Below are 24,256 nucleotides of genomic sequence, written 5' to 3'. Positions count from 1 at the left end.
CATTACTCATCCGCTAACCAAACCTTAAGAATCTGAGCTACATCTTCAGGCCGTGATTTGGCAAATTTCTCTATCGAACCTCTTTGCTCAGAGCGTTCTTTTTCCTGAGCGTTTAATTCTTCTTTAGCTGCTTCAGCCTCCAGGTCAGCTATCGGCTGCGGTTCAAGCGCAAGCGCTGCAAGCGCCTCTTCCTCTTCGCGGCGGCGGGCATAGCGTCTGTAGTAGAAGTAGAGCAATGCAATAACGGCAAGAACAGCCAGACCAATGGCCAGCATATACACCTGCTGCTGTCTTTTCGCCATTTCCTCTTCTTCTTTACGTTGTTTGTCTGCCAGCTCTGTGTTGAACTGTATGGTTTCTACCGCAATGGCATCACCGCGTACCGGATTAATGCCAATAGCAGAAGCCACCGTTTTAGTAAGGCTGTCCTGCTGCGATTGCGGAATAGAGGCATCAACGAGAACAGCAACAGTTAACCGCTTGATGGAACCAGGGGTACTTACAACCTTTTCCTTGGTTTCATTGATTTCATAATTGCGGGTAGCTTCTTTTTTCTCGTAGTTTGACTCTGAGTTATTATTGGCGGCAACATAGCCCGGGATATTAGAAGTTGTTCCGGGAACGCCACCCGGCGCAGCCGCCGAATTTCCCTGATAACTTTCATTGATTTCGTGCGAACTGCGAATGATGCCTTTGTCATCGACAACAGGTTCAAAAACCTGCCGGTCCAAGGTACGCTGATCAAAATTAAGCTCAACATTCACCCTGGCCGCAGCCTTTCCTATTCCCAGTGTCTGGTCAAGCAGTGACTGCACATTTTTTTGCAAATCATCCTGTACTTTTTTGGTCATTTCAAACTGGGTGAGCGCAGCAGTGCCGGCAAGCGGCGGAGCTTCTTCCGACTGATCATTCAAAACCCGTGCAAGATTGTCAACAACCGTGATATTTTCCGGCTTCAGCCCCTGCACACTATGAGCCACCAGATTAACAATCCCTTTTACCTGCTGCTGGGTTAACTGGGCTTGCGGCTTGAGTTTCAGCATAATGGATGCCGTGGCCGGCTTTTCAGTTTTTTTATAAAGACTGTCCTCAGACATAACAATATGTACTCTGGCTTTTTCCACTTCACCCATCTGTTCAATGGTTCGCGTTAATTCTCCCTGAATGGCTTGCAGCAGGTGTACTTTGTTTTGAAATTCCGTAGTGCCAAATTTGCTCTGCTCAAAAATTTCAAAACCTTTATTTCCTCTGGGCAAACCCTGGCTGGCCAAATCCAACCTAAGCTTATGTACATCTTTAGAAGGGACTAAAATGTCAGCGCCCTTGCTTCCTGTTTGAACTTCATACTCAGCCTTCATCTCTTTTAGTTTCGCAGTAACATTGCCTGCATCTTCAGCTTCAAGACTAGTAAACAAAGGTACATTATCCGGGCGGCTGCCCCACCAATAACTCCACAGTAAAATAGAAAGAAATATAAATGCGGCTGTACCAATAATAATATACTTATGTCTTTTATTCATGTTTTGCCAAAGACGCAGAGACTGTTCCTTCAAATCAGCCATGTCTCCACCCTTTCAGTTACGGAAAAATATGCCCAAACTCATACAGTAGTCAGACTACAGCACAGATACCCGACAATGGCAGATATCTGTGCTGTTTTCATATTAAACCTGCATTCTCATAACTTCCTGATAGGACTCAACAACTTTATTGCGGACTTGCATGGTGAGCTGCAGCGCAACAGATGCCTTTTCAGCAGCGATGGTTACTTCGGCAATATCTTGAATCTTCCCGGCCGCCAGGTTTAAAGATGCTTGTTTAGATTGATTCTGCAGGTTATTTACACTATGTAGCGCATCTTGTAAAAATTCGCCGAAGGTTTTCTCCGATTCTTCTGTTTGGGCAATCGAAGCGGTTTCCGACAAAGCATTTTTGACAGGCATTAATTTTAAAGCTTCAATTTTCATTTATTGTCTCCTACTTTCCAATATCTAAGGCCTTCAGGGCCATACTTTTGGCAGCGTTGACAGCCGCTACATTAGCCTCATAGGCTCTAGTGGCAGTAATCATATCAACCATTTCACTGACAATATTAATATTAGGCATTTCCACATAGCCATCCTGGTTGGCATCAGGATGATTAGGATCGTACATAAGTTTAAGGGGAGCGTTATCCTTAATAATACCTGTTACGCGAACGCCCTCGCCTGACTCCATCTGACGGGACAACAGCTGACCGAAGGAAGCTTGTTCAGAACGCGGTTCAAATACTACCATTTGACGGCGATAAGGACCGCCTTCTGCGGTGCGGGTAGTATTAACATTGGCTATATTATTAGAAATAACGTCCATACGCAGCCTCTCTGCTGTCATGCCGGAAGCTGCAGAATCAATGGCCCGGAACAATCCCATAATTAGCTTCTCCCTCCACTAATTGCTGATTTGATACCAGCAAAATATTTGTTGATTTGTTGCGCAACTGCATCATAGTAAATAGAGTTTTTTGCCAAACCGGCCATTTCGCTGTCAATGTCCACATTACTGCCGTCACTGCGGAAAGAAGTAGTGGTAATCGTGTGAATAGTCGGCTCAACATTAGTAATGCCTGTTGATTTTATCGGCAAATGCCGGGCGTGTGTCCTGGCAATTGCCGGTTTGCCAGCACTCATGGCTAATTCCAACTGATCTTCAAAACTTACTTCACTTTTTTTAAATTTTGGTGTATTAACATTGGCAATGTTATTACTGATAACTTTATGACGAAGCGAGGCTGCGCCCAACGCTTTTTCCAGTACCGATACCTGTGTTGATTTTAAAAGTGAATCAAGCACTTGGCTGGCCCTCCTATATGTTCAGATTGCACACCACGCCTCAGGTGCTGCGCGTTAGCTATAACCTTATGCATATTTCGATAATGTACAATAAGTTTCGCAAATTGAATTAAGAGAAAAAAGAGGACAAGTTTGCAGTCCAAAAGGTAAAATGAAGTCACCACAACACCATTTACCGAAAGGAGACTGCAAACATGTCCAAGGAAATTATACAGTTGAACGAGGAAATCATCAAGGGAGAATTAAAAGAACTAGTACGCAGCAGCGTGGAGGAAACACTAAATAATCTTTTGGATCAGGAGGCTAGAGATCTGACCCAAGCGGCCAAATACGAGCGAACCGAATCACGACAAGGGTATCGCTCAGGTCACTACGATAGGAATCTAACAACCACCTCCGGGAATGTAACCCTTAAAGTCCCGAAACTCAAAGGCATTCCTTTTGAAACGGCTATCATTGAACGGTATCGGCGTAGGGAAAGCTCTGTCGAAGAAGCCCTTATTGAAATGTATCTGGCCGGAGTTTCTGTTCGTAGAGTTGAGGATATTACCGAGGCGCTATGGGGCACCAAAGTATCCCCATCCACCATCAGTGAGTTAAATAAGAAAGCGTATGTCCATATCGAACAATGGCGGAGCCGCCCGTTGCAAAGCGGGAAATATCCCTACGTTTATGTAGATGGCATTTATCTGAGGCGCAATTGGGGCGGCGAATATGAGAATGTAAGCATACTTGTAGCTATTGCAGTCAATGAAGATGGCTATCGTGAAGTCATCGGTGCCGCCGAAGGCATGAAAGAAGACAAAGCGAGTTGGACAGAGTTCTTCAAATGGCTGAAAGGCCGTGGCTTACATGGTGTTAAACTTGTTATTGGGGACAAATGCCTTGGTATGTTGGAAGCTGTGAACGAAGTATTCCCTGAAGCAAAATACCAACGTTGCACCGTTCATTTTTACCGGAATGTATTCTCCGTTGTTCCACGTTCCAAAGTGAAAGTAGTCGCCAAAATGCTAAAAGCCATTCATGCTCAGGAAAGTAAGCAGTCCGCCCAAGAAAAGGCTAAACAGGTAGCTAAAACTTTACTAGAAATGAAGCTTAAGGAAGCTGCCGCTAAAATAGAAAACAGCATTGATGAAACCCTCTCTTATACAGAGTTTCCCTTTGAGCATTGGACGAGGATCCGCACCAACAATGTAATTGAACGACTAAATCGGGAAATTAGGCGTCGGACGCGGGTAGTTGGCACCTTCCCCGATGGCCAATCGGCTCTCATGTTGGTTTGTGCCCGTCTTCGTCACGTTGCCGGAACCCAGTGGGGCAGCAAAAAGTATATGAATATGAAACACTTAGAAACTACCGGCCTTGAGTCGGATTTTAGTGCTGACTGATTTTACTTAATACGGATTGCAAACTAATTTGCGAAACTATCTTGACGGTACCCATATTTCTACAAAATCTATGAAAATCCTTTAAAAAACTTCCAGCGGATTATTAAGTTTTCCTAAAAAAAAAATTCCAACCACTTAACAGTGGCTGGAATGTAATATTGATTTTTTATAATTCTGTTTTATTTTTTGAGTTTTTTCAACTCATCCAATAAGCGTTCATTAAGCACTTTAATATAGGTGCCTTTCATGCCAAGCGATTTAGATTCAATTACGCCGGCACTTTCAAACTTACGTAAGGCATTAACAATGACTGAGCGGGTAATACCAACACGGTCTGCAATTTTACTGGCGACCAGCAAGCCTTCATTTCCTTCGAGCTCGCTCAGTATGTGCATTACTGCCTCAAGTTCCGAATAGGACAGAGTTCCTAACGCCACTTGCACTGTAGCCTTTTTCCGGGCTTCTTCTTCAATTTTCTCGCTGCGGTCTCTGAGCATTTCCATGCCGACAACTGTTGCACCATATTCGGCCAGGATTAAATCATCATCCTCAAACTCAAGGCTGAATTTAGCGACAATCAGGGTTCCAATTCGCTCGCCTACGCCATGGATAGGCACAATAGTCGTATACTTATCGTTGAATAAGCAGGAAGTACCTTCACTAAAAGAACATAAGCCACTTTCCAGGCGGAGGTTAGGTGAAGTTTGATCAATCTTGCGCAGCCATTCAACATATCTTTCCGGAAACTGCCCCAGTTTAAGCACTTTATCCCGCATGAGTTCACACTCAAAATCGTCAATTAAGGCATAGCCTAACACGCCACCGTCTTTGCTGACAATATAAATGTTAGCAGCCATAACACTGCTAAGCACTGCTGCAACTTCGCTGTATTCGACTTTCTCTGATTTTTGGAGCAGTTTGTTAATCGCGCGAGTGCGTTCTAATAAAGACATACTATTCCCCTACCTTTCATAATGTAAAACCATTAGTTTATAAAATGTAATGACTTAAATCTTGATTAATAACAATATGGTCCAGTCTTGCTTTTACATATTCGCGATTAATAATAACCTGCCGCTCAGCAACATCAGGCGCATCAAACGCCAAATCTTCCAGAAGTTTTTCTAAAATGGTATGCAGCCGGCGCGCCCCAATGTTTTCTGTCTGAAGGTTCACCCGGCAGGCAATATCGGCAAGCTCATCAATAGCATCTTCGGTAAATTCAATTTCTATGCCTTCGGTTTCCAGCAGACCAACATATTGTTTTATCAGCGCATTGGCTGGTTCTGTAAGTATTTGCTGAAAATCTTCTTTGGATAAGTTGGTAAGTTCAACCCGGATAGGAAAACGTCCCTGCAGTTCGGGTATCAGGTCAGAAGGCTTCGAAACATGAAAGGCACCGGCAGCAATAAATAAAACATGATCAGTTTTTACCGGACCATATTTGGTAACAACGGTAGATCCCTCGACAATGGGAAGTATGTCACGCTGGACTCCCTCCCGGGAAACATCAGGCCCTGAACTTTGACCCCTGACAGCTATTTTGTCAATTTCATCAAGGAAAATAATCCCATAGTTTTCTGCCAGGTCAATGGCACTGGCGGTAACCTCATCCATATCAATCAGTTTCTGCGCTTCTTCCTGAATAAAGATTTTCCGGGCATTGGCCACGGTTACTTTGCGCTTTTTCTGTTTCTTCGGCATTATATTGCCGAGCATATCTTGTATATTCATGCCCATTTCTTCGATTCCAGTTCCGGCAAACATGCCCATGACAGGTTGACCACTATCTTCTACTGTAATTTCGATCAGTTCCTCTTCCAGCTCGCCGCTTTGCAGGCGTTTACGCCACCATTCGCGGCCTGCGCTGGCTACCGGCGGTTCTTCCGGTTCCGGCGGCTTCTCCTGATTAGTCCCCATACTACCGGAAAATAGCATTTCAAATGGATTTCGTGTAGTATCCTTCTTGGGAGGTGGAACAAAGTGGTCAAGAATGCGCTCATTAGCGAGGTCTTTGGCTTTGTCATTTACCTCAAGCATTTTTTGGTGTTTAACCATGCGAATAGAGGTTTCCAGCAAATCCCGGACCATGGACTCGACATCGCGGCCCACATAACCTATTTCGGTAAATTTAGTGGCTTCCACTTTGACGAAAGGCGCATTTACCAGTTTCGCCAGGCGCCGGGCTATCTCGGTTTTACCGACACCTGTAGGACCAATCATTAAGATATTCTTAGGGACAATCTCTTCTTTAAGCTCCGCCGGCAGCTTCTTGCTGCGCCAGCGGTTTCGCAGTGCCACAGCAACTGATTTTTTCGCCTGCTGTTGACCGATTATGTATTTATTCAACTCATTGACTATTTCTTTTGGTGTAAGTTCCAGCAAAATCATCCCCCTTTAAAACTATAGTTCTTCTACGGTAATATGGTCATTAGTATAGACACAAATACCGGCTGCAATTTCAAGTGCCGTACGGGCAATACCGGCGGCCGGCAAGTCAGAGTGCTGCACAAGCGCTCTGGCGGCTGCCAATGCATAGGGTCCGCCTGAACCTATCGCGGTGACACCGTCGTCCGGTTCAATGACTTCCCCATTGCCTGATATAATGAGAAGATGTTCGGCATCAATAACAATAAGCAGGGCTTCCAGTCTGCGTAAAACTCTGTCTAAACGCCATTCTTTAGCCAGTTCAACAGCTGCTCTCATCATGTTGCCATTAAATTCTTCCAGCTTACTTTCAAATTTGGAGAATAACGTAAATGCATCCGCAACCGAGCCGGCAAATCCGGCTAAAACTTTACCATGATAAAGGCGGCGCACTTTTTTCGCGTTGTGTTTCATTACTGTATTTTGACCAAAGGTAACCTGTCCGTCACCAGCAATAGCTGTCTTTCCCTGATGGCGAACAGCAACAATCGTTGTAGCGTGAAACATGGTATCACCTCCAAGGGAATTTAGGCACGTGGATGCGATTTCTTGTAATTGGCTTTGAGTCTTTCGGTAGTTATATGGGTGTAAAGCTGAGTTGTCGACAAATTAACATGGCCTAAGAGTTCCTGCACGGTTCTGAGGTCTGCCCCGTTATCTAACAGATGGGTAGCAAAAGTATGACGCAGGGTATGGGGACTGACATTTTTCTTCAAAGCCATTTCTTCCACATACTTTTCAACAATCCGGCGGATGCTCCGGTCAGTGAGCGGGCCTCCCCGGTTATTGACAAACAGATAGCTATGCTGCTTTTTGGTTTGGCGGCCATATTCGCCAGTCTTAGTGCACAATACAGGGCGTGCACGCTGCAGGTATTTTTCCAAAAAAGCGGCTGCCGTCTTCCCCATCAAAACAATTCGTTCTTTCGCCCCTTTACCGGAGACGATAATGGTTCGTCCCTCAACATCAATATCCGGCAGAGTAATTCCGGCAAGCTCATTAACCCGTACGCCTGTCGCATAAAGCAGTTCCAGCACCGCTTTATCCCGAAAGCCAAGCGGACTGTCATCCGGCAAAGCCATTAATTCGCTAACTTCGTTAGCATCCAGAAAGACAGGTAGTTTTTTTTCCAGTTTTGGTGTTCTAACTGCGTCACATGGATTTTCACTTAAAATATTTTCCCGGCATAAAAACCGGAAAAACGACCTAAGCGCCGCAATTCGTCGCATAATGGTCGCTTTAGCGTACTCTTGCGATTTTAAATGTGCTAGATAACTGCGAAGTAACAACGGGGTAACATAACTAAACGGCCTCTCACCGCCCCCCTGATTTGACACAAACTCGACAAATTGGTAAATGTCGCGCTGGTAATTCAGCAGCGTATGGCGGGAGGAATTTTTTTCAACTCGTAAATAGAACATAAACTGATCTATAAATTTGTCAATTTGATTTGTTTGTTTGTTATCACACATTATCATCATTCTTCCCGACAAAATTAATGGCTACTGATTTTGCGGAAATTACTATTATACTAACACACCTAAGAAAATTCCGCAATATTATTGTCGTATTATTCAAATAAATTCTTCTAGCGCCGCCAGTGCCCTATCGGCAATAGCTCTGTTTTTAAGTTTCTTATCTCTGATCTTATGCCCTAAGGGGGGTATAAGCCCAAAGTTTATATTCATAGGCTGAAAATTAGACGGATCGGCCTCTGTGATATAACGGCACAGAGCGCCGTGCGCCGTCTCTTCCGGGAAAACTTTCGGCGCGAGACCCTGGGCTATCCTGCCGGCGTTAATCCCTGCGATAAGACCGCTTGCCGCCGACTCCACATATCCTTCAACACCGGTAATCTGTCCGGCAAATACAATGTTTGGCAGCTCCTTCATTTGCAATGTCGGGAGCAGTGTTTTGGGGGAATTGATATAAGTGTTGCGGTGCATTACTCCGTAACGGACAAACTCCGCGTTTTCCAGGCCTGGAATGAGTTTAAAAACCCGCTGTTGTTCCGGCCATTTGAGGTGGGTCTGAAAACCAACAATATTATAAAGGGTTGCGGCAACATTATCCTGGCGAAGCTGTACAACCGCATAAGGCATTTCTCCGGTTTCCGGATGTCTTAGCCCAACCGGCTTTAAGGGCCCGAAGCGCATGGTGTCAACGCCCCTGGCAGCCATAGTTTCTATCGGCATGCACCCTTCAAAAACGACCATGTTTTCAAACTCTTTGCGTTCTGCCGTTTCGGCGTGGGTCAGCTCGTGCCAAAATACCTCATATTGTTCTTGGTTCATCGGACAGTTAAGGTAATCATCATCGCCCTTACCGTAGCGGGAAGCCCGGTAGATAGTATTCATATTAAGGGAGTCGGCGGCAATAATCGGAGCAGCTGCATCATAAAAATACAGATAATCATTACCTGTAAGCTTGGCAATGGCCTGCGATAAAGCCGGTGACGTCAGCGGCCCGGTAGCAATGACCAGTGGTCTGTCATCCGGTATTGCTGTCACTTCGTCAGGTATAACAGAAATACGCGGATGATTGCAGAGAGTCTCGGTAATGAACCGGCTAAAATCGTTTCTATCAACTGCCAGTGCTCCGCCTGCCGGAACTGAATGAGCATCAGCCGCTTTCATAACCAGAGAATTCAGTCGCCGCATTTCTTCTTTCAATAGTCCGACAGCATTTTCTATAGCAGCAGCTCTTAACGAGTTACTGCATACCAATTCAGCAAACAAGCCGGTCTGATGGGCCGGTGTCATTGTTTTGGGGCGCATCTCATACAAGTCTACAGCTATGCCTGCTTCAGCCAGTTGCCAGGCAGCTTCACTGCCAGCCAGTCCGGCTCCTAATACGGTAACTTTAGCCACTCTTTTTCCTCCGGTTAGCAGAAGCCTTGTTGGAAGTTGGCTTTGCTGCCTTGCCTTCTGCTTTTTTCGTTGTTTCTTTATTCTCAGACGTTTGCCGTGACGGGCAAGACTCGTTGCTGCAAAGAGCGGCAAAGCCGCCATTTTTATATTTATGCCGAACCATATAGGTGCCGCATACGGGACAGTTATCGTTTAACGGCAGATCCCAGGTAGTAAAGTCACATTCAGGGTATTTTTCACAACCATAAAAAATTCTGCGCCGTTTAGTCTTCCTCTCGACAACCGCACCACCGCATTTAGGACATTTCACGCCGATATCTTTCAAAATGGGTTTGGTATTCCGGCAGGCGGGAAAACCCGGACATGCCAGGAAATTTCCATACCGCCCTTGCTTAATAATCATCATTTTCCCACAGTTTTCACAAGGAATGTCGGAAACTTCAACAGGCAGTTCCACCTGCCCGATAGCTTCTTCGGCAAAACTTAAATCTTTAGCAAAAGGATCATAGAATTCTTCCAAAACACCTAGCCAAGAGGCGTCACCTTCGGCGATAGCGTCTAGTTTGTCTTCCATCCCCGCAGTAAACTCAACATCAATGATTCTCTCGAAGTATTGTTTTAGGAGATCAAGCACCACAATCCCCAGATCGGTAGGATGAAACTTTTTCTCCACACGCTCTACATAACCCCGGACAACAATCGTCTCAATGGTCGGCGCATAGGTGCTGGGACGCCCGATGCCCTTTTCCTCCAGTACTTTAACCAAGGAAGCTTCTGTATAACGAGGCGGAGGTTCGGTAAAGTGTTGCTTAGGTTCCAGTTTGGCAAGCTGTAAGACTTGCCCTGTTTTTAGTTCAGGCAAAGTAGTTTCTGTATCAAGATCACTGTCAGAGTTTTGTTCCAATTCCTTGCCTTTACCGATAGCTCCACTAAAAGCGGCTAAGAATCCGGGAAATTTTAATTGTGAGCCTGTGGCTTTAAGCCTGTAATTTCCGGCGGTAATCTCAATGGTAAGGGTATCGTAGACAGCCGGTGTCATCTGGCTGGCAATAAACCTTTCCCAAATAAGCGTGTAGAGCTTTAACTGGTCTTTGGTCAAACTTTTGCCGATAGCTTCCGGCAACAGCTCAAGAGTGGTAGGTCTGACCGCTTCGTGAGCATCCTGGGATTTCTTATTGGCGTAGACAGGCGCTTTAGCCGGCAGGTAGCTCACGCCAAACTTGTTTTCAATATAGGCTCTGGCTTCCTGCTGAGCAGTTTCAGCTATCCGGGTGGAATCGGTACGCATATAAGTAATAAGACCGACCTGACCGGCCCGGCCAATATCAAGGCCTTCATACAGCTGCTGCGCAACCATCATTGTTTTGCGGGAAGTAAAGCCTAATTTGCGGGCAGCCTCCTGCTGCAGGCTGCTGGTGGTAAACGGAGGATATGGATTTCTCTTTCTCTCACGCTTTTTCACGTCGCTTACTACATATTCGGCATGGGTAAGCTCACTAACAATGGTTTCTGCCTGCGATTGGTTGTTGACATTCAGCTTTTCGCTGCCAACCATAAATAATTCGGCAGCAAATGCTTTGGCTGTACTTTTTTCTTTTAACTTTGCGGTAATTGTCCAATACTCTTCCGGAACAAAAGCCTGGATTTCTTTTTCCCGGTCGCAAATGAGACGAACGGTGACCGATTGCACCCGGCCGGCGCTTAACCCTTTGCGCACTTTGCGCCAAAGCAGCGGGCTAAGTTTATAGCCTACGATCCTGTCAAGTATCCGTCTGGTTTGCTGAGCATATACCCGCGGCAGATTAATGGGACGTGGTTTCTTGATAGCCTGCTGAATAGCCGGCTTAGTAATTTCATTAAATTCAATGCGGCAGGTAGTATGCTCCGAAAGATTAAGAATATGGGCCAGATGCCAGGCAATAGCTTCCCCTTCACGGTCAGGGTCTGTCGCCAGATAAACAGTATCAGCATTTTTTGCTGCATCTTTTAGACTTTTAATCAGATCGCCCTTGCCTCTGATATTAATATATTTCGGTGAAAAGTTGTTCTCAATATCAACCCCGAATTGACTTTTGGGCAAATCCCGCAAATGTCCCATAGAAGCTTTCACCATGTAATTTTTCCCAAGAAATTTTTCAATTGTCTTGGCTTTGGCCGGGGATTCTACTACAACTAGAGCTTTGCTCACTCAATTCCCTCCCTAGCGGCACGGGTATAGCGTTGTGCACTATGTTCAACCGTCAAACCCCGTAATGAAAGTTGCAATAATATATATGCGGCTGTTGCCGGCAATACCTTCAACTTTGTAACAATTTCTTCAATGCTCATGGGCTCGTCATAATTAAGTAACCCATATATGGCTTGTTCTTCTGCTGACAACGCCAGCGTTGTTGGCTTAACTGAAAAATTTTCCCAACCATATTCTTCAAGAATATCGGTCGCACAATCGACAGGCTTTGCTCCCAGCTTCAAAAGCTTATTGGCCCCTTTACTGGTGTTTGCAAAAATACTGCCAGGTACGGCAAATACATCCCGCCCTTCTTCTAAGGCAAAATCAGCAGTTATTAAGGCTCCGCTCTTTTCAGCGGCTTCCACGACAATAACCCCGCGCGCCAAGGCGTTAATGATGCGGTTACGGGCCGGAAAATGACCGGGATGGGCCATGGTACCGGGTGCATATTCAGAAACCACCGCACCGGTTTCAGCAATGCTTGCCAGCAAATTTTTGTTTTCCGGCGGATAGGCAACATCTACGCCGGAGCCCAGTACAGCTATGGTATACCCTTGCTGCTCCAGCGCCCCCTGATGGGCGGCAGTATCAATGCCACGCGCGGCGCCGCTGACAATGCCTACTCCGGCAGCAGCTAATGCTGCCGCTAACATGCTGGCGGCATTTTTCCCATAAGCCGTAGCTTTCCGGGCGCCAACAATGGCGATCAGCTTATCGGTTGCCGGTAAAGTCCCCCGGTAATACAATACATAGGGCGGATTAAAACTGTTCTGCAACAGCGAAGGATAATTGTCTGCCGTTAACGTACACAGAGAAATTCCTTTTTTAAATAAAGTGTCCGCCAGTTTATGTATATCTATCTTGTCCCGGCAGCTAAGTAAATTATTACAAATAGCAGTATCTATACATTTGGATAAAAATAAATCGCCCTGGTCAGCTAGCCAAGTCTGCCGGGCGCTACCAAAATAATCAATCAAGACCTTCATGCGTGAACTGCCGATACCTGGCACCATTTGCAAAGCAGCCAAGTAAAATTGTTCCATATCAGTTCCTCCACATTAGCTGGCATTAAACTGCCAAAACATAGCAAGCACCTGGTAAGTCATAGTACTTGCAATTATAACTGGGATAAAATCCAAAGGTCAAGAGCCAGGAGTCCCAATTTAAATATTTTTTTACAATATTTTAGCTTTTAATTAATAAAAATACTTATTAACTAAAAAATTAACTATATTTTTAGCCGCATCAGGGCAGCCAACTGCCGCAGCCCGCTGCTGTAACCGGCTAAGCTCGCCATGCTCGCCTGCCATCAAATTCAGCAAAATAGTTTTTAACTCCGGCAGCGAATCAGCCCTAAACGCTGCCCGCCTGGCTAATAAGTAGCGGGTATTTGCTTCTTCCTGACCCGGTATTGGCCGGTAGATAATAAGCGGTACCCCCAGAGCCAACGCCTCAGATACACTCATACCGCCGGGTTTAGAGATTAATAAGTCGGCAGCGCTCATAATTTCATGCACATTGTCAATATAACCCAAAACCCTTACAGGATGCCTGGCTGCTGTGGCAAAACGCATAAGTTTTCGATACAATTGCCGGTTATTGCCGGCAATGGCGATAAACTGCAACGGTTTATCAATTTCCATACACATATCCAGAATGCTGTCCATCGGCAGGACGCCGGCCCCGCCTCCCATAATCAGGATGGTTTTCCTGTCCGGAGCAAGCGTAAGCTTGTTGAGTATTTGACTCCTGTCACCCGGTTGGCTAAACGCCAGACTTACCGGAATGCCGGTGACAGTAACAGCTTCCTGCGCAACCCCGTATTGACCTAAGTACTCCACCATGCCGGCATGGGCCACAAAATAATGGTCCAACTCCGGATAAACCCATAGCCGGTGGGTAACAAAATCTGTGACAATGGCTACTGCCGGAACTGTGAGCAAGCCGTGCTTTTTACACCAGGCCACCAGCCCCGCCGGGGTAGCGTGGGTACACACAATGACCGATGGCTGAAAACTTCTGATATACTCCTCCATGCGCCTGGCAAGAAACCGGCTGACCAAGTCCCGCCCCATCAAAGCCAACCGGCTTTGATTACCCCAGCTATACATGGCGGCGTAAGCCTGCGGAAATATATCCAGTATTTTTAAATAGCTTTTGAGTATTGCCTGTCCAATACTTGGATGAAAAAAATCAAACACGTTGCAAAGTTCAGTCTGGCAGGCAGTGTCAGTCATTTTGAGCATCTGACTGACTGCTTGTGCCGCCCGGATATGCCCGGCACCGACCGGCGCGCTCATAAACAGAACCTTATTGTCAGCCAATGCCGTTCCCCTGCCTGGACACCGAGAGCCGGCCATACAAGGTAACCTGACTGTCGTCCGGACTGACAGCCAGCAATTCCTGCGCTGTTTGTCCCTTAAATATAGGTACATTGCCGGCAATCTCGGCTAATGGAATCAATACAAACCTTCTGTCAGGCATCCGGGGATGCGGTAGTTCAAGTGCCTGAAGGGCCATTTCCACATTATGATATGCTAAAAGATCAACATCAATATTACGCGGTCCCCATCGAACCTCGCGGACTCTTCCCATTTTTTGCTCAGCAGCAAGACAAACGGCAAGTAATTCCAGCGGCGGTAAATCAGTATCAATGGCAATTACCGCATTCAGAAAGCTTGGCTGCTCCTTCAGTCCTACCGGTTCAGTCTCATAAAGTGAGGATACTTTTGTCACGGTAATGCGCGCATGCTCGTCCAGCAGGTTGATAGCGGTTGCAATATTATCTTCTCTGGTAGTATTGTTGCTTATATTAGAGCCCAAACCTAAAAAAATCATTCGCCACGTCTCCGGACAGCTTCCACTTCCACACAATCAAGAGCAGCGGCAATGGGCACCGATGGTTTGCGTACCCTGACGGTAACTTCCTCGACCAGAGGATGCAAGCGCAAAACCTCCCCGGCAATGTGGTAGGATAACGCCTCCAGTAATTGGAACCGATGATTTTCCACTATTTCTTTAGTCTGGTTATATACAGAAACATAATCTATGGTTTCTTCAAGCCTGTCATTTACGCCGGCTTGCCTTAAATCGGCTTTCATATCAAGATCTACATAAAAACGCTGTCCCAATTCCCTCTCAAACTCATATACCCCGTGGAAACCGTAAAATACCATATTTTTTAAAGATATTTTATGACTCATTGCTACTCCCCCTATTGATATTTGGCATTTAGCATTACATCTGTCATACGGGCCATGCGGGCTATAGCTTTTACATCATGCACCCGGACAATATGTGCCGCACCCTTGATAATTCCCAATACGACACTGGCCCCTGTTCCCTCTACCCGGTCATCAGGCAATGCGTCCAAAATTTCACCGATAAACTTTTTGCGTGAAGTGCCGAGCAATACCGGGCAGCCCAGTGAATTCAATTCTTCCAGCCGTGCCAGCACGGCCAGGTTTTCCGGCAGCCCTTTGCCAAAGCCAATGCCTGGATCAATAATAAAATTCTTGGCGTCAATACCGGCTGCCATACCAATTTCGATACTCTTACGCAAGAATTCCAGGAGATGTGACATAATGTCCCGTTCATAATAGGTGCCCTCCTGGTTATGCATAACTACCACCGGCACATTATATTCGGCAACTGCTTTAGCCATTTCCGGATCAAATTGCAGTCCCCAGATATCATTAATGATGTGTGCCCCGGCTTTAAGTGCCTCCCTGGCAACACTGCCTTTATAAGTATCGACAGAAACAGGCACACTAAAATTGGCTAATATTTTCTCCAGCACAGGCATTAACCTGTCTAACTCCTCTTCGGCGGAAATCTTCTGCGAGCCGTATGGCCTGGTAGACTCGGCGCCGATATCAATAATGTCGGCACCGTCTTTAAGCATTTGTTCGGCATGCCGCATGGCCGAGTCAAGAGTATTAAACTTGCCGCCATCTGAAAATGAATCAGGCGTAAAGTTCAAAATCCCCATTACCAGCGTTTTCCCCGGAGTAATCGCCAGGCTATGCTGTCCCAGCTGATAGGCACGATGCGGAAAATTTTCACCGGCGGCGATGATAGCCTCTAACTCTTTAGCTAATTGCCCCAGTCCCCATGGCTGACCCTTAAGCTGGGGAATGGCTTGCTTAAAGTGTTTTAAGCTGCCGCTTAACAATACATCTGTATACTCATCGCTAAAATCGGCTGCGCCTCTGGTAACCGCTGCCTCGCCGCCTTTAGAAAGAAAAGTTTGTTTTAAAATAAGCGAAGCTTTACTTAATACATGCTCGACTTTTATTGTCTTGTGCACAACTTTATTGGACATAATAGCCATACCGCCAGGATCACAATTGACTTTTGCCAGTTCCTTCCGGGCTTGTTCCTGGTTTTTTATTTCAATTATTCGCATATTGTATCGCATTAACGCTCCTCCCCTATTGCGGCAAAATGTAATTTTATTGTATCATAAAATTATGTAGAATAAATATTATTATGCAAATTTTAGAAATTTGTTATTCAATTTGCAATATCTAGGAGGCCTTTAATGAAACAACGCTTATCGCCTGATCTTTTCAATCTTCCTGTTGAGCAAATAAAAAGCGGTTTTTTTAGTGACAATTATTTCGTGCGTACCCAGGAAATCCTCATCAAAGACAATCACCGGCCCAAAGTAGTCATGCAGGTTTTTCAACGTCAGCATGCTGTTGTGTGCGGTGTAGATGAAGCCATTGCTATAATTAAAAAGTGCGCACATAATCCTGAAAGTCTGACAATTCATGCCCTGCATGACGGGGATTCGGTTGAACCATGGGAAACCGTTATGACAATTGAAGGAGACTTAGCTGACTTTTCTCATTTGGAAACCGTTTATTTAGGTGCACTATCCCGTCAAACTAAAATTGCGACCAATGTACGCAAAGTAGTTGCAGCCGTCAATGGCAAGCCGGTGTTGTTTTTCCCGTCACGCTTTGATCATTATGCAGTGCAGACCTCTGATGGTTATGCGGCCCATATTGGCGGCGTTCACGGAGTATCCACTCCGGCCAATGGTGCTCTTTGGGGCGCCGAAGCACTGGGCACCATTCCCCATGCCCTCATCGCCACATATGGTGGCGATACCGTCAAAGCCACCAAAGCCTTTGACCGGTATGTTGATCAACGGATAAACCGGGTGGCCCTTGTTGATTTTTCTAACGACTGTGTTGCTACATCCCTGGCAGTGGCCAGAGAATTAGGCGATGCGTTATGGGCAGTCCGCCTCGATACTGCCGATAATCTTGTCGACGTATCTGTCATCCCCCAGATGAGTACTTTTAAACCTACCGGTGTCTGCGCGCAATTGGTGCTGAATGTCCGCCAGGCATTGGATGCAGAAGGCTTTAACCATGTAAAAATCATGGTTTCCGGCGGCTTCAATGCTGAACGCATCCGCCAGTTTGAAACCGCCGGCGTACCTGTAGACATTTATGCGGTAGGCAGCAGTTTGTTTAATGACAATATCAACTTTACCGCCGATATTGTTATGGTCGATGACAAGCCTTGTTCCAAAGTGGGCCGCAGCTACCGGCCAAACCCTCGACTGACATTGGTGGAATAGTAAAAAAGGGTTGTGGATAACTTGAAATCAAGTTGCCACAACCCCTTTTTTTGTCCGCCACTTAACCGCACTACCCCTCCGTTTGCCGCATAGGGGAGTATTTACGGAGGTAGTCGGCTTTTCAGGCATATTTATTTTTTATGATTTACAGTGGAAGCCAGCCCGGCAAGCTGTTCCGACATTGCCATCAGCATTTGGCTGTGGGCTGTCAGATTCTGGATGGTTTTTGCCTGATGTTCGGTAACAGAATCAACCTGCTCAATCTCGCCGGTGATTTTTTCAATAGACTGTTTGATATTATCCAGAATACTGGTAATTTGCGTGGCTGAACCGGCACTATTGGCAGCCAGTTTGCGCACTTCTTCCGCTACCACGCCAAAACCTTTTCCCATTTCGCCAACTCTGGCAGCTTCAATAGCAGCATTGAGTCCCAGAAGATTAGTCTGACTGGCTACGTTTTTAATAAACCCGACAACTGCATCAGTATCGGTTACCTGTTTGTTGGCGGCAACTGAAAGGTCTTTGAGAAACCGGCTGCTAGCAGCCAGTTCTTCTGCCTGAGCCAAAACGGCTTGAATGGCTGAAGACATCTCAACCGCAGAATCAGAAAGTTGCTTTGCGGCAGTTTCCAGCATGGTTTGACGCTCCAGTGATTCATGGATAGCTACAGCGCCAATGACTTCTCCCTGCTCATTCATAACCGGCAGACTGACGGCAACATAGGGAATACCATAGACTTCACTGCCAACTGCCGTAACGACCCGCTGCCGCCGCTGTATGGCTTGATGAGCAGCAGAGCCTGGCTTGAGCGGTTCTCCGACAACCACTTGCCCTTCCAGCTCAGGAATCGAATAAGATACCAGCCATTTGTTCCGGTCACTCACCACCATGCCGACTTTACCATTGACTAGCTGAGGAATGTATTTTGCCACCCGGGTAAAGCACTCCAACAGTGAAACTTCTGCCATCATAACCCCTTCCTTTTCTCACTGAATGCTGTGGAATATTATATTCCTTACCATCTGCGGCTTGACCCGCCGCCGCCGCCCGAACCCCCGCCATAGCCGCCACCGCCACCGCCGCCACGGGATCGCAGCAGGGAGAGAATAAGGTAGGTAATGCTGCCCCCAAAAAATACCCAGTCAATAATAAATAGGCCTAGCATTCCGGCGGCAATTGCCAGTTGAGCCCACCAAGGCAAAGTATCCCACCAGGATTGCTCTTGCACAGACTGTGTTTTTACGGCTTTTGCATCGGTACTGATGTCTGTCTTATACTCGGCGGCGGTAATACTTACCAAGGCCTGATAACCGTTCCAAATTCCCTGATTATAATCACCGGTACTAAAATAAGGTATCATGTAACTATCTTGTATCATACCGGTTTTAGCGTCATTGAGTGCCCCTTCCAGTCCATAGCCTACCTCAATCCGCGACTGCCGGTCATTTACAGCCACCAGCATCAGGACACCGTTGTTTAGCGCTTTATCCCCGATCCCCCAGTGCCTAAGTACAGCTAAGGCATATTCTTCCAAGGATGCCCCTTCCAGTGATTTTACCGTCAATACTACAATTTGCGCTTTGGTCTTAGCTGCCAGCTTAGTGCCCAAGCTGTTAATTTTACTCTTTGTTGCCGCATCCAGTACGCCGGCGTGGTCTTGAACATATATGCTCTGCGTTGGTGTTGGTGGAATTTTTGGCTGAGCCCAAACAGCAGATATCATCAATAAGGATAAGCATGCGATTAACGTCAGCCAAGCCAGCCTTTTATTCATAAGCCATCCCCCCGCCTGGCAATTTAAAAGTTAACCTGGGGAACTTGTTTAGCACTTTCTTCTGCTGTAAAGTATTCTTTAGGCCCAAAGCCCATCATCCCGGCAAATAAGCTTGTCGGCAGTGAACGTATTTTTACATTATAGACTTGCACCGCGTCATTATAGTCTTTACGCGCTACGGCAATGCGATTTTCTGTTCCGCTAAGTTCATCCATCAGCGCCCGGAAATTAGCATCAGCCTTAAGGTTGGGGTAATTTTCCGCCACCATCAGGAGTCTGCTGAGAGCAGAACTAAGTTCACCATCGGCTGCCGCTTTGCCCGCCGGCCCTTGGGCGCCGGCCAACTTGGCACGCGCATCGGCAACAGACTGAATGGCTTGTTGTTCATGCGCGGCGTAACCTTTTACCGTATTAACCAGGTTAGGAATCAAGTCGCCCCGGCGTTGCAGCTGGTTCTCAATCTGACTCCACTTGCCGGTAACATTTTCATTCATGCCAACCAGGGTATTGTAACTAAACATGGCGCTGACCAGGAGCGCTCCGACAATGGCGATAATAATCCATACCGACTTATTCATAAAAACCTCCTTTTAGCTTTACAGTCTCCTGTTTATTATATCTATATACAACGCGTTAAATTTCTTGCAGGCAGATGGTGTGTTGACAAAAGCGGACTGCGAGATATTTTGTTTAATTCAATTTATTTCCTGGAAATAAATTGAAAGTCACTGCGAAATTGAATGGCTTCCGCAATATGCTCTGCCGAAATCCGGGCTGACTGCTGTAAATCGGCAATGGTCTGAGCTACTTTTATGATCCGGTCATAGCCGCGAGCACTGAGATTCATTCTGGCAAAAGCCTGCTTTAGCAGGTTTCTCGCATCAGGCATAAGCTGACATAAGGTTTTAATATGCTTGTGCTGCATTTGAGCATTTGCATAAAGTCCGATACTTTTGAGACGTTCCTCTTGAATCCATCTGGCGGCTTCTACCCGCTGCCGGATAGTAACCGATGACTCCTGCGGACTATCTTTGACCAGATCGTTATATTCCAGACGCGGCACATGGATTATTATGTCCAGCCGATCAAGCAGCGGCCCTGAGATTCTCTTCTGATAACGGCGAATATCGGCCGGTGTACACGAACATTCCTGAACCGGATCCGAGCTAAAGCCGCAGGGACAGGGATTGAGTGCGGCAATAAGCATTATTTTTGCCGGATAGGATAATGTAGCATTAACCCGCGAAATGGTAACTTCCCCATCTTCAAGCGGTTGACGCAGGACTTCAAGCACCGTCCGCGGAAACTCAGGCAATTCATCCAGGAATAGGACGCCATTATGGCTCAGGGTGACTTCACCCGGCCTCGGTATACTGCCGCCGCCAATCATACCGGCGGTGGAAACAGTATGATGCGGACTGCGGAAAGGGCGCTCAGTAACCAGCCCCATATTGTTTTTCAGCATTCCGGCCACACTGTAAATTTTGGTAACTTCAAGCGCTTCCTGGGGGGTCATGGCAGGCAGTATTGAAGGAAGCCGTCTGGCCAGCATGGTTTTGCCCGAACCCGGCGGCCCCGACATTATAACATTATGAAAGCCGGCAGCGGCAATTTCAAGGGCCCGCTTGGCAACAACCTGGCCTTGTACATCAGCAAAATCAAGTGCCGAATCAACAGCCTGGCTTGCCGGCAGCCGGGAAATTGCCGGGAACAGTACTGTCTCACCAGCAAGATGTTTAACAACCCCGTCCAGCGTTTCCGGGGCATATACGGTTAAATCTCCGGCAAGCAATGCTTCCTGAGCGTTTTCCGGCGCGACAATCATTTCCTCGATAGTATTACTCCGGCAGTTAGCCGCCATCGATAATATCCCGGATATAGCCCGCAGCCTTCCGTCTAAAGACAGCTCTGCCGCAAATACCTGATTCCGGCAATTGGCAGGGTTAATCTGGCCACTTGCCGCCAATATGCCTACCGCAATGGGTAAGTCCAGTCCTGAGCTGTCCTTCTTGATATCGGCAGGTGCCAAATTAACAGTAATACGGCGGGACGGAAACTCAAAGCCGCTATTCTTGATGGCTGCCCGTACCCGTTCACGGGATTCACGTACAGCCGTATCAGGCAAACCTACAATATCAAGACCGGGAATGCCATTGGCAATATCCACTTCAACAGTTATCAGCACCCCATGTAAGCCTAAGGTCGTAGAGCCGAAAGTTTGTGCAAACACTAGTACCTCATCTCCCTCAAAACCAAGGATATTTTGCGCATCTTTTCCCGCACTGCTTCGTTGTCGTCGCCTTACATATTCCCGATATGCGCGGCTCCTCCGCCTTGCATTGCGAAAAAATCTGCGCAACCTATTCCATCGGTTTTAAGAAAGATGAGGTACTAGTTACCCCCACAGTAAATTAACTGCCAAAAGCATTTATTATGTGATTGCAGCGAATAGAATCCTGAGATAAATACACTTCCAGAATATCGAAACGGCAAGCGGCATCAGAAAGCCCGCGCTGGTTGAGAAAACACAGTGCCGTATTTATTATTTTTTGCTGTTTCCTCACATTGACGGCCTCAGCCGGAAACCCATAAGCAACTGAGCGTCTGGTCTTGACCTCGACAAAAACCAGGCACTCTTTATCTTTGGCAATAATATCGATTTCACCGGTTTTTGCCCGGTATTTGGTAGCAATAATTTTATACCCAAGCCTGCCCAGATAGCTTGCAGCAGACTGTTCACCTTTGTTGCCAACGTCAATATGGTTCATAACATCCTCCGCCGGCCTGTCACTTACGCTGCTTGCCTATTTGCTGGTCCAAACGGTAAATATATGCCAAAACTTCAGCAACAGCCTGATACAGCTCAGGCGGTATTTCCCTGTCCAGTTCAACAGCCATAAGCATGCCTGTAAGTGTTTTGTTCTGATATACCGGAATTCCATGTTCTTGGGCCGAGCTTAAAATCTTGCCGGCAACAAAGCCTGCACCTTTTGCGATTACCCGCGGTGCTTTATTTTCCAGTTCATCATATTGCAGTGCAACTGCCTGGGTTATTTTGTCACGCTCTTGCTCTGGCAAAGTAGTATCTCCTCCGCGGCAAATATAATTACCCTACGCGATTAGCCGGTAGTCCAACAGCCCTAACCGGTGCAAAGCTTTGGCGATGATGCCTGCATGGCCCGTATTTTTCCAGCGCATCCATATGTTCTTGCGTACCATAGCCTTTATTGCGACTAAACCCATACATGGGGTATTGGCTATCAAGCTGGTTCATGATGTGATCCCGCTCTACTTTAGCAATGATGGAAGCCGCCGCAATGGAAGCACTGACCTGATCTCCGCCAATAATTGACCGTGAGAGCATCGTAAGTGATAACGGTACCGCATCTATCAATACTGCCTGCGGTGATGGCAACATGTTTTCAATGACTTGGTACATGCCGCTCACGGTAGCTTGATAGATATTAAGCTCATCAATTGTTTCCACACTAATGATACAGCGGTTCACCGCGCTGGCAACCCGGTTAATATCCTCATATAGTTTTTCCCGCTGCGCGGCTGAAAGTTTTTTCGAATCATTTAACCCTGGCAGATAACAATCAGGTGGTAAAATCACACCGGCAATGACTACCGGCCCTGCTAAAGGCCCCCTGCCGGCTTCGTCAATACCGGCAACTAAACTATAGCCCGCACTTTGCAACTGCCGTTCATGTTTGTATAATGCGCTAATGCGCGCTTTTTCCTGCAGTTCCCTTTGCCGCCGGGATTCCCATTTATCTGCAAGCCGCTGCACCGATACCCGGGCATCCTGTTTTAATGCATCTATTATATGTAGGGAAATATCTTCTTTTGCTAATAATGAAGTTATTTGTGCCACCGTCATCTGTGCTGTATCCAAAACCAGTCCCCCAAAACTTATTATATATTTTTACATATTCTTGATTCAACTTACAAATCCTGCCTGTTTAAGGCAAGAATAATAGAACGGCCAAAATTGTTCGGCCGTTCTTGCATCTCCTGCCGCCAGGGGTGGCTCAACAGAGGTTTAGTAATCAAGAGCATTATTACCACTAACAACTTGGAATATAGGTATTTTACAGCTGCGTTAAAATAATAGTCTCATCCTCCAATACGGCAATAGTGTGTTCATATTGAATGCAAATAGAATGGTCAACAGTCCGCGCCGTCCATCCATCTTTATCAATTTGCGCCTGCCATCCGCCATTTGTAATCATCGGTTCAATGGCAATTACCATTCCCGGCTTAATTAACGGACCTCTGCCAGCCCGTCCATAATGAGGAATCTCCGGTTCTTCCCACAAATCCCGTCCGATGCCGTGACCACAAAATTCACGAACAACGCCATATTGATACCCTTCGGCATAAGTTTGAATAGCAGCGCCAATATCGCCGATCCGCTTCCCTGGCCTGGCCTGTTGAATGCCCAAATCCAGGCATTCTTTTGTGATCTTCATCAATTGCTCTATTTCCGGCCTTACCTGCCCAACAGCATAAGACCAGCCTGAATCGCCATGATATCCATTTAACTTAACGCCGATATCAATTGTAATGACATCACCGGCTTTTAACTCCGTCTGATCCGGTATTCCATGACAAATAATATCATTGATTGATGTACAAATACACGCCGGAAATCCATGATGCCCTTTGAAGCTAGGGGTTGCTCCCGTTTGTTGAATAAAAGTTTCAGCAATTCGGTCCAATTCCTTAGTAGTAATTCCCGGTTGAATATGTTCTTTTAAAGCAGCATGACACTGAGCCACAATCCTACCGGCCTCTCTCATAATTTGAATCTCTCTGTCTGATTTGAATATAATCATTTAGATTCTCCTTTCGCACAGCATGCCTAAAGCAAACTGCCGATATTAAAGCATGTTTTCGCTATGTGGACTTTTATAGATTTCCCTGTTGTCTTATTATTTAATTGCTATTCCACCTGCTCCCGCCAAACCCTGCTAATATAACGGAATGGCGCTCCACTTTACTTGAGAACAAGCAGTTCCTTTTTGCTGCTTATGCTTGCCGTCAACAGGAAAATGATCAGGGATATTGAAATAATAGAACGGCCAACATATTGTTTAGCCGTTCCTGCTCACCGTAAAAGGTATATTTTCTTTGT

At 46.4% G+C, this 24,256-nt stretch carries 25 protein-coding genes; 2 read left to right on the top strand and 23 right to left on the bottom strand.

Annotation, left to right across the window (positions count from 1 at the left end):
* Window positions 1-2: 2 nt before the first annotated feature.
* From fliF to flgB, 4 genes are all read right to left on the bottom strand, one after another.
* The gene (gene fliF / locus SPSPH_RS08525; RefSeq protein ID WP_075755046.1) at window positions 3-1,562 is read right to left on the bottom strand and encodes a flagellar basal-body MS-ring/collar protein FliF; all 1,560 of its coding nucleotides are present in this window, start codon (window positions 1,560-1,562) and stop codon (window positions 3-5) included.
* A 102-nt stretch (window positions 1,563-1,664) separates the two neighbouring features.
* On the bottom strand, window positions 1,665-1,967 hold the full coding sequence (gene fliE, locus SPSPH_RS08520; protein WP_075755044.1) for a flagellar hook-basal body complex protein FliE: 303 nt from the start codon (window positions 1,965-1,967) through the stop codon (window positions 1,665-1,667).
* A 10-nt stretch (window positions 1,968-1,977) separates the two neighbouring features.
* Complete coding sequence (flgC, locus tag SPSPH_RS08515; RefSeq protein WP_075755042.1) at window positions 1,978-2,412, bottom strand: flagellar basal body rod protein FlgC; 435 nt, start codon at window positions 2,410-2,412, stop codon at window positions 1,978-1,980.
* Window positions 2,413-2,414: 2 nt separating this feature from the next.
* A complete protein-coding gene (gene flgB, locus SPSPH_RS08510) occupies window positions 2,415-2,831 on the bottom strand; it encodes a flagellar basal body rod protein FlgB (protein ID WP_075755040.1) in 417 nt (138 codons plus the stop codon).
* 194 nt (window positions 2,832-3,025) lie between these two features.
* Here flgB and SPSPH_RS08505 point away from each other — a divergent pair, with 194 nt between their 5' ends.
* A complete protein-coding gene (locus SPSPH_RS08505; protein WP_075754137.1) occupies window positions 3,026-4,219 on the top strand; it encodes an IS256 family transposase in 1,194 nt (397 codons plus the stop codon).
* Between the two features lie 179 nt (window positions 4,220-4,398).
* Here the strand turns inward: SPSPH_RS08505 and codY are convergent, their stop codons facing one another.
* The 11 genes from codY to folP form a co-directional block, all read right to left on the bottom strand.
* The gene (gene codY, locus SPSPH_RS08500) at window positions 4,399-5,172 is read right to left on the bottom strand and encodes a GTP-sensing pleiotropic transcriptional regulator CodY (protein ID WP_075755038.1); all 774 of its coding nucleotides are present in this window, start codon (window positions 5,170-5,172) and stop codon (window positions 4,399-4,401) included.
* 37 nt (window positions 5,173-5,209) lie between these two features.
* The gene (hslU, locus tag SPSPH_RS08495) at window positions 5,210-6,604 is read right to left on the bottom strand and encodes an ATP-dependent protease ATPase subunit HslU (RefSeq protein ID WP_083945457.1); all 1,395 of its coding nucleotides are present in this window, start codon (window positions 6,602-6,604) and stop codon (window positions 5,210-5,212) included.
* Between the two features lie 18 nt (window positions 6,605-6,622).
* Window positions 6,623-7,153 (bottom strand): ATP-dependent protease subunit HslV, encoded by a 531-nt coding sequence (gene hslV / locus SPSPH_RS08490; protein WP_075755034.1) that lies wholly within the window; start codon window positions 7,151-7,153, stop codon window positions 6,623-6,625.
* A 20-nt stretch (window positions 7,154-7,173) separates the two neighbouring features.
* Window positions 7,174-8,118, bottom strand: coding sequence for a tyrosine recombinase XerC (gene xerC, locus SPSPH_RS08485; RefSeq protein WP_075755032.1), 945 nt, complete (start codon window positions 8,116-8,118; stop codon window positions 7,174-7,176).
* A 102-nt stretch (window positions 8,119-8,220) separates the two neighbouring features.
* On the bottom strand, window positions 8,221-9,516 hold the full coding sequence (gene trmFO, locus SPSPH_RS08480) for a methylenetetrahydrofolate--tRNA-(uracil(54)-C(5))-methyltransferase (FADH(2)-oxidizing) TrmFO (protein WP_083945455.1): 1,296 nt from the start codon (window positions 9,514-9,516) through the stop codon (window positions 8,221-8,223).
* Window positions 9,509-11,704 (bottom strand): type I DNA topoisomerase, encoded by a 2,196-nt coding sequence (gene topA, locus SPSPH_RS08475; protein ID WP_075755030.1) that lies wholly within the window; start codon window positions 11,702-11,704, stop codon window positions 9,509-9,511. The genes trmFO and topA overlap by 8 nt, the downstream gene beginning before the upstream one ends.
* A complete protein-coding gene (dprA, locus tag SPSPH_RS08470; RefSeq protein ID WP_075755028.1) occupies window positions 11,701-12,789 on the bottom strand; it encodes a DNA-processing protein DprA in 1,089 nt (362 codons plus the stop codon). The genes topA and dprA overlap by 4 nt, the downstream gene beginning before the upstream one ends.
* Window positions 12,790-12,942: 153 nt before the next feature.
* Window positions 12,943-14,070, bottom strand: a complete 1,128-nt coding sequence (locus SPSPH_RS08465) for an MGDG synthase family glycosyltransferase (RefSeq protein ID WP_075755026.1) — start codon at window positions 14,068-14,070, stop codon at window positions 12,943-12,945.
* A complete protein-coding gene (folK, locus tag SPSPH_RS08460) occupies window positions 14,063-14,584 on the bottom strand; it encodes a 2-amino-4-hydroxy-6-hydroxymethyldihydropteridine diphosphokinase (RefSeq protein ID WP_075755024.1) in 522 nt (173 codons plus the stop codon). Before folK ends, SPSPH_RS08465 begins: the two co-directional genes overlap by 8 nt.
* Window positions 14,581-14,949 carry a dihydroneopterin aldolase gene (gene folB, locus SPSPH_RS08455; RefSeq protein ID WP_075755022.1) on the bottom strand — a complete coding sequence of 123 codons (369 nt, stop codon included), beginning with the start codon at window positions 14,947-14,949 and terminating at the stop codon, window positions 14,581-14,583. The genes folK and folB overlap by 4 nt, the downstream gene beginning before the upstream one ends.
* 11 nt (window positions 14,950-14,960) lie before the next feature.
* Window positions 14,961-16,166 (bottom strand): dihydropteroate synthase, encoded by a 1,206-nt coding sequence (gene folP / locus SPSPH_RS08450; protein ID WP_075755020.1) that lies wholly within the window; start codon window positions 16,164-16,166, stop codon window positions 14,961-14,963.
* Between the two features lie 123 nt (window positions 16,167-16,289).
* On the opposite strand from folP, the gene SPSPH_RS08445 reads away from it, so the two are divergent.
* On the top strand, window positions 16,290-17,342 hold the full coding sequence (locus tag SPSPH_RS08445) for a nicotinate phosphoribosyltransferase (RefSeq protein ID WP_075755018.1): 1,053 nt from the start codon (window positions 16,290-16,292) through the stop codon (window positions 17,340-17,342).
* Window positions 17,343-17,473: 131 nt separating this feature from the next.
* Here SPSPH_RS08445 and SPSPH_RS08440 read toward each other — a convergent pair whose 3' ends face one another.
* The 8 genes from SPSPH_RS08440 to map form a co-directional block, all read right to left on the bottom strand.
* Window positions 17,474-18,313: a methyl-accepting chemotaxis protein gene (locus SPSPH_RS08440; RefSeq protein WP_269147931.1), complete on the bottom strand. Its 840-nt coding sequence runs from the start codon at window positions 18,311-18,313 to the stop codon at window positions 17,474-17,476.
* 44 nt (window positions 18,314-18,357) lie between these two features.
* Window positions 18,358-19,116, bottom strand: a complete 759-nt coding sequence (locus tag SPSPH_RS08435) for a TPM domain-containing protein (RefSeq protein ID WP_075755014.1) — start codon at window positions 19,114-19,116, stop codon at window positions 18,358-18,360.
* 23 nt (window positions 19,117-19,139) lie between these two features.
* Window positions 19,140-19,694, bottom strand: coding sequence for a LemA family protein (locus tag SPSPH_RS08430; protein WP_075755012.1), 555 nt, complete (start codon window positions 19,692-19,694; stop codon window positions 19,140-19,142).
* 122 nt (window positions 19,695-19,816) lie between these two features.
* Window positions 19,817-21,346 carry a YifB family Mg chelatase-like AAA ATPase gene (locus SPSPH_RS08425; protein WP_075755010.1) on the bottom strand — a complete coding sequence of 510 codons (1,530 nt, stop codon included), beginning with the start codon at window positions 21,344-21,346 and terminating at the stop codon, window positions 19,817-19,819.
* A gap of 181 nt (window positions 21,347-21,527) precedes the next feature.
* On the bottom strand, window positions 21,528-21,884 hold the full coding sequence (locus SPSPH_RS08420; RefSeq protein WP_075755008.1) for a YraN family protein: 357 nt from the start codon (window positions 21,882-21,884) through the stop codon (window positions 21,528-21,530).
* A 19-nt stretch (window positions 21,885-21,903) separates the two neighbouring features.
* A complete protein-coding gene (locus tag SPSPH_RS08415; RefSeq protein ID WP_075755007.1) occupies window positions 21,904-22,194 on the bottom strand; it encodes an EscU/YscU/HrcU family type III secretion system export apparatus switch protein in 291 nt (96 codons plus the stop codon).
* Between the two features lie 28 nt (window positions 22,195-22,222).
* Window positions 22,223-23,014: a ribonuclease HII gene (locus SPSPH_RS08410; protein ID WP_181382905.1), complete on the bottom strand. Its 792-nt coding sequence runs from the start codon at window positions 23,012-23,014 to the stop codon at window positions 22,223-22,225.
* 196 nt (window positions 23,015-23,210) lie between these two features.
* Window positions 23,211-23,957, bottom strand: a complete 747-nt coding sequence (map, locus tag SPSPH_RS08405) for a type I methionyl aminopeptidase (protein WP_075755005.1) — start codon at window positions 23,955-23,957, stop codon at window positions 23,211-23,213.
* Window positions 23,958-24,256: the final 299 nt, after the last annotated feature.

This window comes from Sporomusa sphaeroides DSM 2875 (assembly GCF_001941975.2).
Taxonomy (GTDB): domain Bacteria; phylum Bacillota; class Negativicutes; order Sporomusales; family Sporomusaceae; genus Sporomusa; species Sporomusa sphaeroides.
The sequence above is the reverse complement of the archived record's forward strand: the minus strand, read 5'-3'. Positions and strand labels throughout refer to the sequence as shown.